General features: G+C 42.7%; 16 protein-coding genes and 1 tRNA gene. 7 read left to right on the top strand and 10 right to left on the bottom strand.

Translation table 11 applies throughout. The annotated features are described in order from the left end of the window. Window positions 1-13: 13 nt before the first annotated feature. From RDV52_RS06970 to RDV52_RS06950, 5 genes are all read left to right on the top strand, one after another. The gene (locus RDV52_RS06970; protein ID WP_004366342.1) at window positions 14-676 is read left to right on the top strand and encodes a Crp/Fnr family transcriptional regulator; all 663 of its coding nucleotides are present in this window, start codon (window positions 14-16) and stop codon (window positions 674-676) included. Window positions 677-746: 70 nt separating this feature from the next. After that, the gene (locus RDV52_RS06965; RefSeq protein ID WP_004366343.1) at window positions 747-2,837 is read left to right on the top strand and encodes a M3 family metallopeptidase; all 2,091 of its coding nucleotides are present in this window, start codon (window positions 747-749) and stop codon (window positions 2,835-2,837) included. A 30-nt stretch (window positions 2,838-2,867) separates the two neighbouring features. Continuing rightward, complete coding sequence (locus tag RDV52_RS06960; RefSeq protein ID WP_004362014.1) at window positions 2,868-3,314, top strand: dCMP deaminase family protein; 447 nt, start codon at window positions 2,868-2,870, stop codon at window positions 3,312-3,314. Next, complete coding sequence (locus RDV52_RS06955) at window positions 3,295-4,956, top strand: S41 family peptidase (RefSeq protein ID WP_004366344.1); 1,662 nt, start codon at window positions 3,295-3,297, stop codon at window positions 4,954-4,956. The genes RDV52_RS06960 and RDV52_RS06955 overlap by 20 nt, the downstream gene beginning before the upstream one ends. 87 nt (window positions 4,957-5,043) lie before the next feature. Continuing rightward, window positions 5,044-5,574, top strand: coding sequence for a 5-formyltetrahydrofolate cyclo-ligase (locus RDV52_RS06950; protein WP_036874782.1), 531 nt, complete (start codon window positions 5,044-5,046; stop codon window positions 5,572-5,574). Between the two features lie 314 nt (window positions 5,575-5,888). Here RDV52_RS06950 and RDV52_RS06945 read toward each other — a convergent pair whose 3' ends face one another. The 10 genes from RDV52_RS06945 to RDV52_RS06900 form a co-directional block, all read right to left on the bottom strand. Next, complete coding sequence (locus RDV52_RS06945; RefSeq protein WP_147278291.1) at window positions 5,889-6,092, bottom strand: hypothetical protein; 204 nt, start codon at window positions 6,090-6,092, stop codon at window positions 5,889-5,891. Between the two features lie 41 nt (window positions 6,093-6,133). Next, on the bottom strand, window positions 6,134-6,424 hold the full coding sequence (locus RDV52_RS06940) for a DciA family protein (RefSeq protein WP_004362017.1): 291 nt from the start codon (window positions 6,422-6,424) through the stop codon (window positions 6,134-6,136). Further along, window positions 6,411-7,532 (bottom strand): DNA replication/repair protein RecF, encoded by a 1,122-nt coding sequence (gene recF / locus RDV52_RS06935; RefSeq protein ID WP_004366347.1) that lies wholly within the window; start codon window positions 7,530-7,532, stop codon window positions 6,411-6,413. The genes RDV52_RS06940 and recF overlap by 14 nt, the downstream gene beginning before the upstream one ends. Before the next feature lie 132 nt (window positions 7,533-7,664). Next, window positions 7,665-7,961 carry a hypothetical protein gene (locus tag RDV52_RS06930; protein WP_004362020.1) on the bottom strand — a complete coding sequence of 99 codons (297 nt, stop codon included), beginning with the start codon at window positions 7,959-7,961 and terminating at the stop codon, window positions 7,665-7,667. Between the two features lie 11 nt (window positions 7,962-7,972). After that, on the bottom strand, window positions 7,973-8,206 hold the full coding sequence (locus tag RDV52_RS06925; RefSeq protein WP_004366348.1) for a YecH family metal-binding protein: 234 nt from the start codon (window positions 8,204-8,206) through the stop codon (window positions 7,973-7,975). 111 nt (window positions 8,207-8,317) lie between these two features. After that, a tRNA-His gene (locus RDV52_RS06920) sits at window positions 8,318-8,394 on the bottom strand. A gap of 92 nt (window positions 8,395-8,486) precedes the next feature. Then, window positions 8,487-8,864: a preprotein translocase subunit SecG gene (gene secG, locus RDV52_RS06915; protein WP_004366349.1), complete on the bottom strand. Its 378-nt coding sequence runs from the start codon at window positions 8,862-8,864 to the stop codon at window positions 8,487-8,489. A gap of 8 nt (window positions 8,865-8,872) precedes the next feature. Beyond that, on the bottom strand, window positions 8,873-9,643 hold the full coding sequence (locus RDV52_RS06910; protein ID WP_004362023.1) for a tetratricopeptide repeat protein: 771 nt from the start codon (window positions 9,641-9,643) through the stop codon (window positions 8,873-8,875). A gap of 37 nt (window positions 9,644-9,680) precedes the next feature. Next, a complete protein-coding gene (locus RDV52_RS06905) occupies window positions 9,681-10,151 on the bottom strand; it encodes an LptE family protein (RefSeq protein ID WP_370445875.1) in 471 nt (156 codons plus the stop codon). A gap of 40 nt (window positions 10,152-10,191) precedes the next feature. Next, complete coding sequence (locus RDV52_RS06900; RefSeq protein ID WP_004362025.1) at window positions 10,192-11,436, bottom strand: sigma-54 interaction domain-containing protein; 1,245 nt, start codon at window positions 11,434-11,436, stop codon at window positions 10,192-10,194. Between the two features lie 530 nt (window positions 11,437-11,966). On the opposite strand from RDV52_RS06900, the gene RDV52_RS06895 reads away from it, so the two are divergent. Together RDV52_RS06895 and RDV52_RS06890 are read left to right on the top strand one after the other, a co-directional pair. Further along, window positions 11,967-12,209 carry a hypothetical protein gene (locus RDV52_RS06895; RefSeq protein ID WP_004366352.1) on the top strand — a complete coding sequence of 81 codons (243 nt, stop codon included), beginning with the start codon at window positions 11,967-11,969 and terminating at the stop codon, window positions 12,207-12,209. Between the two features lie 21 nt (window positions 12,210-12,230). Next, window positions 12,231-13,784 (top strand): RapZ C-terminal domain-containing protein, encoded by a 1,554-nt coding sequence (locus RDV52_RS06890; RefSeq protein WP_004366353.1) that lies wholly within the window; start codon window positions 12,231-12,233, stop codon window positions 13,782-13,784. Window positions 13,785-13,850: the final 66 nt, after the last annotated feature.

Here is a 13,850-nt window from a genome sequence, read left to right as displayed (position 1 = left end):
TTCGTTTAAATAAATGCTTCAAATATACGATAAACTTCTTGAACTTCCTTTGTTTCTTGGTATCGGATCTACCGATTTAGCCGAAATTGTTAGAACTACAAGATTTGGATTTCTCAAATTGAAACCAAAAGAAACATTGGCTAAAGAAAATGAGAAAAATGACAAACTCTATTTTCTTATGGATGGCAGATTGTCCATAGAAAGCTGTGCCGACAATCATAGCTATAGTATAATTGAAGAGATTGACCCCCCAACTGCCATACAACCAGAACGTATATTCGGGCTTGTACAATTTTATTCTAAAACTTTTATTGCCGAAACGAAATGCAATATTTTATATATCGATAAAAGTGAAGTATTAAATCTTGTAAACAAATATCTGATATTCCGCCTAAACTTTCTGAATATGCTATCTTCGCAAGCACAACGTGGCAGCAGGCTACCTTGGCAACAACAACCAAAAGATATAAAAGAAAAGTTTATCTACTTTGTAAGAACGCACTGTGCACATCCGGCAGGTAAAAAAATAATAAAAATAAATATGCAAACATTGGCAAACGAGTTGCACGAAAGCAGACTTAACATTTCAAAAATGCTCAATATGCTAAACAGAAATAATGCAATCACACTAACAAGAGGACAAATAAACATAGCATTATTAGAAAAATTGCGTTAAATCTAATACACTCTTTCGTCCATACATAGTTTTTCTGTATCTTTGTAGCATATTAGAGAGAAAGCAAAACATGACAAAGAATATTAATGGAAAGGGACAACAACACTTGAACCCTTTCTTTGGATTGTATAATACACCACACGAAACTATTCCATTCGACAAAATAACACTTGCCGATTATGAAGAGGCAATGTTAGAAGGAATACGCCGTGAGGACGAACAAATAGAGAAAACAATAAACGACCCGGAAGAACCTACTTTTGAAAATACGCTTATTCGCGAAGACGAAGTAAAAGGACGTAAGCATTATTACGATTTACTTTCGCGTGTAGAAAGTGCTTTCTTCAACATGCTTAGTGCAGAAACAAACGACGAAATGGACGCTTTGGCGCAAAAAATGAATCCCATTCTCACTAAGCATGCAAACGACATCAGTCTCAATCCCAAACTTTTTGAGCGCATAAAAGCCGTTTACAATAACCATAGGGAACTTACTCCTGAGGAAAACAAACTATTGGAGGAGAGTTACGATGGCTTTGTACGTAGTGGCGCACTGCTGAATGAAACTGATAAAGAGAAACTACGCAAGCTTACAGAAGAGGCAAGTATGCTCGCATTGAAGTTCTCGCAAAATGTATTAAAAGAGAACAAAGCATACAAACTTCATATTACCAATGAGGAAAGACTTGAAGGATTACCAGACTCTATCCGTGAAGCCGCTGCCGCAACTGCCAAAGAACAAGGTCTTGAAGGCTGGATATTCACGTTAGATGCGCCGAGTTACGGTCCTTTCCTAATGTATAGCACTCAACGAGACCTAAGGAAAGAGCTATACATGGCGCACAACACGCTATGCATAAAAGCAAATTCGGAGAATAATATCGAAGTTTGCAAACGCTTAGTGAACCTCCGTAGAGAAATGGCACAATTATTGGGATACGACACTTATGCCGATTTCGTTATGAAATATCGTATGGCAAGTAACGTCAAGAATGTCTATAAATTGCTTGACGACCTTATCGAAGCCTACAAGCCAGCTGCAATTAAAGAATATAACGAACTTTGCTCTATTGCCAAAGAACAAGAAGGAGATAGTTTTAAGCTGATGCCGTGGGATACAGCATACTATGCACATCAATTAAAGTTGGCAAAATATAATCTTGACCCAGAGGCGTTGAGACCTTATTTTGAATTAAACAACGTTATAAAAGGCGTGTTCGGATTAGCAACCCGACTTTATGGCATTACTTTCAAAGAGAATAAAGACATTCCTGTTTATCACCCAGATGTGAAACCATACGAGGTCTACGATAAAGATGGTTCTTATCTTGCGGTGCTTTATGTTGATTTCTTTCCACGAAAAGGTAAACGTGCTGGTGCGTGGATGACAGAATTTCAAGGACAACGTATTACGAAAGAAGGCGAGAACATACGCCCACACGTATCGTTAGTAATGAACTTCTCTAAACCGACAGACGAGAAGCCTGCACTATTACGGTTAGGCGAAGTTACAACTTTCTTGCACGAATTTGGTCATTCACTGCATGGTATCTTTGCAAACAGCCGTTTCGAAAGTCAGTCTGGCACAAATGTATGGTGGGATTTCGTAGAACTTCCATCTCAATTCATGGAAAACTTTGCTGTGGAAAAAGACTTCTTACGTACTTTTGCCTTCCATTATGAAACAGGGGAGCCTATGCCTGACGAACTTATTGAGAAGATTATAGCCAGTCAGAATTTCAATGTTGCAATGGGTTGTCTGCGCCAAGTTAGTTTCGGATTATTGGACATGGCATACTATACACAGCAAGATAAGTTCGAAGCAGATATCATTCCGTTTGAAAAAAAGGCATGGGAAAAAGCCATTATTGGCGAACAAACAGATGGAACATGTATGACAACTCAGTTCTCTCACATTATGTCGGGGGGATATGCGGCAGGATATTATAGTTATAAATGGGCAGAAGTGCTCGATGCTGATGCATTCAGCCTATTCAAGAAGAATGGAATATTTAATCAGGCTACTGCCCAAAGCTTCCGGGATAATATTCTTTCCAAGGGAAGTACCGAACATCCAATGACACTCTATAAACGTTTCCGAGGACAAGAACCTACCATCGACGCACTTTTAGAACGCAATGGCATAACAAAAGAAAACTAAAACAAGCAATACATATTCTATTTGGACAACATGAAGACTGAAAAGCAAGAGCTTCTTGACTATCGTTACCTGCGCATGGCACGCGTCTGGGCGGAAAATTCCTATTGTAAACGGCGACGGGTGGGAGCATTGGTGGTAAAAGAGAAAATGATCATCAGCGATGGATATAACGGGACGCCAAGCGGTTTCGAGAATATTTGCGAAGATGAGAATGGCATTACCAAACCATACGTGTTGCACGCCGAAGCCAATGCAATAACCAAATTGGCACGGAGTGGTAACAACAGCGATGGCTCGACATTGTATGTAACGGCTTCGCCCTGTATAGAATGTGCCAAACTCATCATTCAGGCAGGCATAAAACGTGTGGTTTATGGAGAGAAATACAGACTTACTGAAGGTATCGACTTGCTTAGGCGCGCCAATATAGAGGTTGAATATTTAAATCTGGGAAATAATGAGTCAGAACAAAAATAATCGTTTCATGCCTTTATGGCTGGCATTATGTGTCGTGATAGGTGTCCTCGTCGGAACATTCTATGCCAATCACTTTTCTGGAAACCGGTTGAACATCATCAATAGCGGAAGTAGCAGATTGAGCAACTTGCTTCACATAATCGACGACCAGTATGTTGATTCGGTCAATATTGACGAATTGGTCGACAAGGCATTACCTCAGATTCTTGCAGAACTCGACCCTCATTCGGTCTATATTAGTGCGAAAGATGTACAGATGGCTACCGAAGACCTAAAAGGCTCGTTCTCCGGTGTCGGTATAGAGTTTACCATTCAACAAGACACCCTGCATATTCAGAACGTTATAAAGAACGGACCCGCCGAAAAAGCCGGAATTCTTGCAGGTGATAAAATTGTCAGCATAGACGACAAACCTTTCGTTGGAGACAGCGTTACCAACGAGGAAGCGCAATACAGACTTAAAGGTCCAAAGGATTCTAAAGTGAAGATTGGCATAAAACGCTTTGGCGAGAAGAACATAAAGTATTTCGTTCTCACTCGAAACGACATTCCGATGAAGAGCATTTCTGCCACTTACATGCTTAACGATTCCATTGGTTATATCCGCATAAAGAATTTTGGCGAACGGACCTACGCAGAAATGCTTTCATCGTTGCAACAGCTGAACTTGCAAGGAGCCGACAAACTGGTCATCGACTTACGCGATAATTCTGGCGGATACCTTGAAAGTGCCGTACAAATGGCTGAAGAATTCCTGAAAAAGAACCAGCTCGTCGTCTATACGCAGGGAAGAAAAAGCCCGCGGCGTGAATACCGCAGCCGCGGAAAGGGCAGCTATCAACAAATTCCATTGGTAGTGCTCATTAACGAAGGTTCGGCATCTGCTTCTGAAATCTTTGCTGGAGCCATTCAGGACAACGACCGTGGCACCATCATCGGACGCCGCTCATTTGGGAAAGGTCTGGTTCAACAGCAAATACAGTTCCCCGACGGCAGCATGATTCGTCTGACAATCGCACGTTATTATACTCCCTCGGGCAGATGTATACAGAAACCTTTCAAACCGGGAGGCATTGCCGCATACGAACAAGACATGCTGACACGCTATCAACATGGAGAATTTTTCTATCAGGACAGCATCAAGCATACTGGTCCCGCTTATCACACCGGCAACGGCCGCATAGTTTATGGGGGCGGAGGGATTACACCGGACATATTCATACCGGAAGACACTACCGACGTAACCTCGTATTACAAGGAAGCTGTAATGCGTGGACTTCTCTTGCAATATGCGTTCAAATATACCGACGAGAACCGTCAGACTTTAAATAAATATACTGAGATGAAGACGCTCGCAGCATATTTAAGAAGTAAAAAACTTGTAAATGGATTCGTGAACTTCGCAGAAAAGAATGGGTTGCAACGAAGAAACAACCTCATTCGCAAGTCGTATTCATTGTTGGAAAAATACATTCACAGCCGAATTATCTATAACATGCTCGACGAGCAGGCATGGAATGAATATCTGAACAACGACGACGACATGATAAAGATGGCTGTCAAGGTACTCGACAGCGGAAAGGCTTTCCCAAAAGCACCCGCAAAGAAATATCGCCAACAAAAGAAGAACAGAACGAATTAACATAACATGGAAGAACAGGGGCTGGACTTCCGCAGGCAAACGGCCCCTATTCCCACAAAAAGAACATTAGCACATCATTCCACGACTATGAACAAAAAAGAACTGAGAAAGGAAATACGCAACCGTAAACTTCAATACACTCAAGGACAATTAAAAGAACTTTCGGAACCAATTATCAACCGCTTGCGCCATCACCCTAAGCTCATTGCAGCAAAAACCGTCATGCTTTACCATTCATTGCCTGACGAAGTGTTCACGCACGACTTTGTAGACGAGATGGTGCAAATGGGGAAAGAGGTGCTCTTGCCGGTAGTGACCAGTGAAACCGAAATGGAAATACGCCGCTATACTGGTCCGGAAGACATGAAAATCAGCTCATTCAATATCCTGGAACCGGTCGGAGAGCCCTTTGTCGACTATGACAAAATAGATTTCATCGCAGTACCGGGAATGAGCTTCGACACAAGCGGAAACCGACTCGGACGCGGGAAAGGATATTACGACCGCTTCCTGAAACAGGCAAGGCAAGCCTATAAGTTAGGCATCTGTTTCGATTTTCAGAAGCTCGACAGCATACCTGCAGATGAATACGACGAGAAGGTCGATGCCGTCCTATAGGAACATTCAGCCGGCATAACAGAACTTTCCGTCTCAAACGTCCGACGGATTTACCAAATAGCCCTTATATGCAACCAGGCATATAAGGGCTTTCTCACATTTGCAAAACGACTTTTTCAGCTAATCTCATTACACCTTCGTACTCAATCGCTGGTTATAAAAGCCGTGAAAATAGTTTACATTTCTTAATCCGATATTACCTTTTTTCCAGAACGATAGTACTTTCTTTTTGGAACGATACTACCTTCCCAGAAAAAACGATAGTACTTTTAAAGTAAAAAGTACTATCGTTTTTTATGGAACATTGTATGATTTTATAAATTATCGTATATCAGATATTTACGCACCACACAAGAAACACTGTCGTTAGTATGGGACGATACACCGGAGGGTGGCATGCGATGCACATTTCCCATGAACGCATTGAGCTGCACGATAAGAAAAGCACCTCGTTTGCTGTAATAAAAAATCATGCCCATACCATCGGAAAACAAAGCCTGCAGAGACCTTGTTCCCATCTGATAAGAATAAAAGAACAATTTGATATGGGGAAAGGAAGCTAATAGATACGGATATCGGAAATAACAAACGAACCCACGTGGTCGTTCAAACGCTTTACCAGCTGTGTGCGCATCATGGAAAGGTCCTGACGCAGGGCAGGATTAGTTATTTTCACGAATAAAGTCTGGTTACGAATACTCTTCTCTTGCGTATAGCGTACGACTGTCGGACCTGCTACGATATCCCAGGCAGACACGATACGCTTCTGAAGCAGAGGAGCTTCAAGCCCTTCTTCACGCAGAAGCTTGCCGAGAATTTCCGAGAGAGGCTTCACCTTACGCCTGAACATTTGTAGCACTCCTTTCCGTTACTTCCCCATTTCCAACCGAAAATATCTTATAGTCAAAGCTGCCGTTACCCAGAATTCTGTCTAAATGCTCACGATTGGTGTCCGTAATGAATATCTGTCCAAAGCCATCACCCGACACCAACTTCACTATTTGCTCTACCCGGGCAGCATCTAACTTGTCGAAAATATCATCGAGCAACAGCAATGGAGTCCTGTTCCCACCTGCCTGCTTTAAGAAATAGAACTGTGCCAGCTTCAATGCCAATACAAAAGTCTTGTTCTGTCCCTGGCTTCCCTCACGCTTCATGGGGAAACCATTCATCAACATGGCAAGGTCGTCTTTATGAACGCCATGCAGCGAATAGCCCATAATGCGGTCCTTCGCCCTGTCACGCTGTATCACATCGAGCAAGTCCCCCCGTTCTCCATGCGACACATATTGCAACAAGACCTGTTCGCGGTCCTGCGAGATTGACTGATAGATTGACTGGAAGACAGGAACAAGCTGCTCTATGAAGGCAGCACGCTTCCTATAAATTTCCGTTCCGTATTCTGCCATCTGCATTTCCAGCAGCTCCAGCAACGTGGCATCAGGCTCCTCTTCCAGCTTCAACAAGCTGTTGCGCTGTTGCAGAGCCTTGTTGTATCGCATCAGCGACTCGATATAAGGACGGTCGTACTGCGATATAACTACGTCCATCAATCTGCGGCGCTCTTCACTTCCTCCCTCTATAATCGAAATGTCAGACGGAGAAACAAAAACCAAAGGTATCAGTCCTATGTGCCCCGAAAGCCTCTTGTATTCCTTTTTGTTCCGTTTGAAATGCTTCTTCGCCCCCCGTTTCATGCTACAATATACTTGCTCGCAGGCATTAGTATCCGCGGTATAGTCTCCTTCCAGCACAAAGAAGTCGCTTTCATGGCGCATTACCTCCGAATCCTTGGCATTGAATGCGCTCTTGCAAAACGAAAGGTAATAGACAGCGTCTAATAAATTCGTCTTTCCCTCACCATTATGCCCGATAAAACAATTCAGCTTCGGCGACAAGTTGAGTGTTGCCGCCTCGATGTTCTTGTAATTTATAATTGAAAGTTTATCCAACCGCATCGTATTCCACACAAATTTCGTTCAAAAAAACTTAGCCTTACAAAGGTACGGAAATTACTGATTATAATGAAAAATGGATTCGTTTTTGTTAAGCACACTAAAAAAAGAGTTACTCGTTGGTAACTCTTTCCCTTAACAACCGCTCCCATCTATATTACAAGATGTCTTGTATTCCTGTCTCTTCTGTAAGCCTACATCTTCGGGGTTCAGCGTTACAGTGCCATCTTCGAGCACAAAACAAGGAATACCTACATAACCTTTCTTCCGAACTTCTGCAAATACAGCGTCATTATCGCGTAAGCGCAAGAACTCTTTTAGATATCTAACGTGTTCGCCGATATCTATTACCGCAAAACGGTTGTTATCTTTTACTTGTTCATCTATTGCAATGCAATCCGGACAAGTCTTCATTCCATAAATCTTTATCATAACAATTAGCCTTAGTGATTACAGATTTTAGTTGTATCTACCGTAAAATCTTCGTTACCAGAAGGCATAAACTTTCCCCTGACTTCAAGGAAATCAACTAATTCCTCAGCCGTCATTCCCTCTGCAGAGCAAGTATAGAAACGCTCATCAGGACCAAATTTACTTATAATTGCCTGTACTAAACCTTCTTTAGTGCTATAGTTGTTACCCTCCATCATGTGGAGAACCTCGTGTCCATGTACCATCTTTGTGTCCTCATCTTAATCATTTACATCGTTCAGAACGATGTTTTTACTTATCTTTTACTAAAAAACAAAGACGAGGAATATCTTTACAGAAACTCCTCGTCCACTTTATGGGGTGGAAGGTGGGACTCGAACCCACGACATTCAGAACCACAATCTGACGCTCTAACCAACTGAACTACGTCCACCATATATTTTTTTGCTTCTCAAAAGCGAATGCAAAGGTACGAACTTTATTCTTTCTGTACAAATAAAAATTATACTTTCTTACCTCTCTTCATTACTTTGCAGGGGTTGCAGGAGTCTTTGCCGCCTGTCCTTGCGCTGCTGGAGCTGTTTGCTTTTGTTGACTTGCACCAAAGTTAGGCAAGTTATTTGGATTTACAGAACCATTTTCCGTAGCAGCCTTTTCAATTACACTCTGGTCTGTTTCAGCTTGTGGAGCGATACGTGTTGACATTATACTCAAAACAATCATAAAGATTGCACAACCCCAAGTGAGTTTTTCCACAAAGTCCGTTGTCTTACGAACACCCATAATGGCATTAGAAGAGGAGAAGTTTGATGATAGTCCTCCACCCTTAGATTCCTGGATTAGAACTACACCAATCATCAAGATAGCCGCAATAACGATAAGTATTACTAAAAGCGTATACATTTTCTATGTTATTTTTTATTATTGTTTATTATCAATTTCTGTAGAAACCGGATTTGGTCTGCAAAGTAACGACTTTTTTTTGGATATACCAAATTTAATCGATTAATTATTTCCAAGGCCTTAGAATATCTCCCTTGCTTTATGTATATTCGTGCCAAAGTTTCTGTAAAATAGCCATTTTCTTCTGCTGTAGCTATTTTTTCATCGCCTTCATCTATATTTTCTGGCTCGTATTCTGTTTCTTCCTGCAGGACAATTTTCCCTCCTTCATTATGGATAAAATTGTCTATCAGACTTTGTCCACGCAATTCGGGTGCTTCGTCCCTACCCTCCTCCTGTCTTTCAGCGTTCATTAAGTAGGCAACATAATCCACAGTTGCATCGACGGGTGTAGGCTTTCTGTTACCATTCTCGGTTTTCTCCGGAGTGTCTGGAATTTGTTCGAGGAAATTATCAATAAGCGATACTGTTCTGTCAGTATTTGTTTCTGTCGGTGTTTCTTCTTTTGCAGACTGCAATGTCGCCTCTTGGCTTTTCTCCGGACGTAGTTGATAATGTGCTGCCTCCACCAGATTAAAAAGTACTCTACGGTTGGTAATATAGATAGCTGCACGCCTTAACTCCTCGTCAAACGTTGCATCGTGTAACAGAAACAAGTTTTTCAGAAGCAGTATGCGAGCTGGTTGATAGAACGGATAGAGCGCGATAAGATTCCGAAGTTCGTATAATGTTTCCTTATTCAACTCTTCAGGATTATCAAAATAATGCGCTATGTCCATAGTTTTATTCCCTTTACAATGTTAATGTCCGTTATATTTACCAATTAGCAACAGTTGCATTGAAGATTTGTTCGGTAAGATCTTTTATCATTTGTTCCACCAATTCTTCCTGAACAGCATTCAAACTCTTTGTGGTATCGTAGCTGGCTGTTGCCGTAAATTGCTTTTCAAAATTTTCATTACGGTTCGTACTGTTTACAAAACGCACGTTTACAGTGATAGATAGTTCTGTCTGAGCCGAATAGCCCTCGCTCGAAACACTCTTGTTGCGCTGTTGATACTGTGTTATTTCGCCCTCTATCTTCAGGTCGCCATTGCGTTTCACCAGCTCCAAGCGGGTATGATTGGCAAAGACATCTTTCAGTTTATTGTTGAACATAGGTCCCATTGGTCCCCACACATAAGCAGAACGGATTGGGAAATCGGCTATCTGAATGGTGTGCACCTTGCTGTAATCGATGCTTGCACCATTGAATTTATAGCTCACCGAACAAGCGGTGAGACACATCAACGCCACTACTATATATATAAGGTGTATTTTTTCTGTTTTATTTGCTATCCAAGCCATATTGCTTAATTCTTCTGTAAAGCGTTCTGTCGCTGATGCCCAACTCCTGTGCCGCCTTCTTTCGGTTGCCGTTGTTGCGTTCCAAAGCCTTCTCCACCATCTGTCTTCCCACATCGCTGAGGTTCAAAACCTCAGGCTCGGATATTTCTTCGGCATCTGCAAATTCTACCATGCCATCGGAAAGTGATGTCCCCGGGACAGCGTGTTTGGAAGGAACGGACATTGTCTCATCATGTTTCTCGGGCAAAGGCTCAAATCCTCGTGCTCCATTCAGTGCACGTGTTTCTTCCAGTTGCTTGCGAACAGTATTTAAATCGCGGCGCAATTCGCTCACATTGCCACGCAGTTCGTAAAGTATTTGGTACAGTATGTCGCGTTCGCTCTCGTAGCTATGCTTTCCTCCTTTTTCTATAATGGCAAGCTGTGTGCTATCGGGGTCGCGCGGAATAAAGTCGGTCAGCATGTCTGCCGTTATCTCACGTTGCTCGCTCAGCACCGACATTTGCTCGGTAATGTTCTTCAGCTGCCGCACGTTTCCAGGCCATTTGTAGTGCAGCATTATTTGTTTTGCATCGTCGTCCAGCGTTATTTTGGGCAAGCGGTACTTCTCTGCCATTTGCATGGCAAAGAGCCTGAACAGCAAAAGAATGTCTTCGCCACGGTCGCGAAGCGGCGGCATCTGAATAGGAATGGTGTTCAGGCGGTAGAACAAGTCTTCACGGAACTTTCCTTCGCTCACCGCCTTGCGCATATTAACGTTGGTTGCAGCCACTATGCGCACATCGGTCTTGCGCACTTCCTGTCCTCCCACACGAATATACTCGCCTGTTTCCAGCACACGCAACAGCTTGGCTTGTGTTGCCAAAGGCAGTTCGCCCACTTCGTCGAGGAAAATCGTACCTTTGTTTGCAATGCCGAAATAGCCATCGCTCTCGCCGATGGCACCCGTAAACGAGCCCTTTTCGTGTCCGAAGAGTTCGCTGTCAATCGTTCCTTCGGGTATGGAGCCGCAGTTAACGGCAAAGTATTTCTCCCGCTTTCGTGGCGAATTATCATGAATGATACGAGGTATAATCTCTTTGCCCACACCGCTCTCTCCTACTATAAGTACAGACAAGTCGGTAGGCGCAACCTGCAATGCAATATCTAAAGCTCTGTTCAGTGCATCGCAATTGCCCACAACGTTGTAACGCTGCTTTACGCGTTGAAGTTCTGTATTGTTCATTTGGCTGACAAATTTACCTATTTATTTTTTAAATTCTGCAATTTTGGCAGAGTTTAACAAACTCTAATAACTCTCTTTTCAATTTATCCAAACCGACACACAAACATCTTTGCCCCCTCAAAATGGTACATACTGATATAATGCATCGTTACAATCTCACTATAAAAGAAACAGTATTCTCATATATTCACTTCCAGTTCAATTTCTTGTATAATTGGTATCATAATTATACAACAAGGCTTTTACTTCTCAAAAGGGTGGGTTTTGAGAACTAAAACAGTGGTTTTTATCGCCCCAAAGGGTGGGTTTTGCATTGCAAAACAGGCTTTTTACGATGTCCAAAAGTAGATACTGTAATACGTTGATAACTAAACCATTATGCACACGCATATTTATCATTTTATTTATACTGCTTTTTTACATTTCTTATTTATGTTACAGGACACTTGCTACTACGTCTCACCTTTGCAAATAGTAATAATTCTGGGGGTATTTCGCAATTTCTAAAAACTTTTGAGTAACTTTGTAGCATGAAGATAAAACTTAATTGGAAAATGTTTATAGTCTTCTTCGGCATCATAGGGGGACTTTACTTTTTAACAAGAAGTATCTTGATAACTTCGGGTATAATGGTTATCTTGTTGCTTATTGATGGTTTCTTACGCGAATACGAAATGAAAAAACAAGGTGAGAAACAGGCTGAAGATATTTTAAAAGAAATAGAACGGGATACAAAAGAAGGAAAAGAAAATAAAGAAGAAGGCACAAACTAAAGGAGAAACATTTACAGAGTAATGGAAAAACTCGTAGAACTATACAAGCAATGGGCAGGCAATGTTCCTGCAAACATAGAGAAAATGGCTGGTGCAGGCAGCAACCGGACGTACTATCGCTTTACTGACGACGAGGGGAAATCGGTGATTGGCGTCATCGGTACGAGCCGCGACGAGAACCATGCCTTTATTTATCTTGCCAAACACTTCGCCAAACGACAGCTGCCCGTACCACATGTGCTTGCTGTTTCTGAAGATGAAACACGCTATTTGCAAACCGATTTGGGCGTAACATCGCTTTTCGATGCTATTCGGGGCGGGCGCGAAGCGGGCGGACGCTACAATCTTGCCGAACAGGAACTGTTGCGCAAGACGATAAAAGAGCTACCCAACTTCCAACTTCGTGGTTCACGTGGGCTGGATTACAGCTATTGCTATCCGCAAGCAGAGTTTAACGAAGAAAGCGTTCTCTTCGATTTGAACTACTTTAAATATTGCTTCCTGAAAGCAACAGAACTTGACTTTCATGAACTAAAGCTACAAGCCAACTTCCGAATGTTTGCAAAAGACCTTACATCGGAGAAGATGGACGCCTTTCTTTATCGCGACTTCCAAGCACGGAACATTATGCTCGATGCCAACGGAAAGCCACAATTCATTGATTTCCAAGGTGGACGAAAAGGTCCTTACTACTACGACCTTGCTTCGTTTCTGTGGCAGGCAAGTGCAAAATATTCGTTCAAACTGCGTCGCGAGTTGGTTTTCGAGTATTATAACAGCCTGAAGCATTTTACCGAAGTGCCGTCGAAACGCCATTTTGTAAACCGTCTTTCGCTGTTTGTGCTCTTCCGTTTGCTGCAAGTATTGGGTGCATACGGCTTCCGTGGCTATTTTGAACGCAAGAAACACTTTATCGATTCCATTCCGCCAGCCATTCAGAACCTCCGCGACGTACTGGATTTGGGCGAGAAAATGTTCCCTTATCCGTACCTGCTGGATATGTTGCGCAGGCTGACACAGCTACCACAGTTCGCTCTTATCGAACAACCTGCAAAGAACAGAACCGACGGTTACAAGGTTGCTGAGAAAGATGTGTACAAGGCAAACCCATTGGACGGTCCCGCAACCTTCTCCAAGTACGATGGAAAAGGTCCCTTGGTGGTGCGGGTGTTTAGCTTTTCGTTCCGGAAAGGCATTCCTGAAGACACTTCGGGCAATGGCGGCGGCTACGTTTTCGACTGTCGCAGCACGCACAACCCCGGTCGTTACGAACCTTATAAGAAGATAACAGGACTTGACGAGGCTGTTATCCGCTTCTTGGAAGACGATGGCGAAATCTTGGAATTTCTTCGTCCGGTCTACAAACTCGCCGATCACCACGTGGAACGCTATATGCAACGTGGCTTCACCAACCTAATGTTCTCGTTCGGTTGTACGGGCGGACAGCACCGTTCCGTGTACTGTGCCCAGCATTTAGCAGAACATCTGAATAAGAAATACGGCATCGAAGTGCGCATTACGCATCGCGAACAAGGCATAGAACAAGTACTGGAAGCGAAAACTAAGCGTACTTAGGCGAAGGTAAAACTTCACCATGGCAACTGAAAAGAACAGCTAAGGTTATAAGTTTATTTCTTTGCT

Origin of the sequence: Prevotella nigrescens (assembly GCF_031191185.1) — a bacterium.
Taxonomy (GTDB): Bacteria; Bacteroidota; Bacteroidia; order Bacteroidales; family Bacteroidaceae; genus Prevotella; species Prevotella nigrescens.
This window is presented reverse-complemented; position numbering and strand designations above follow the sequence as displayed.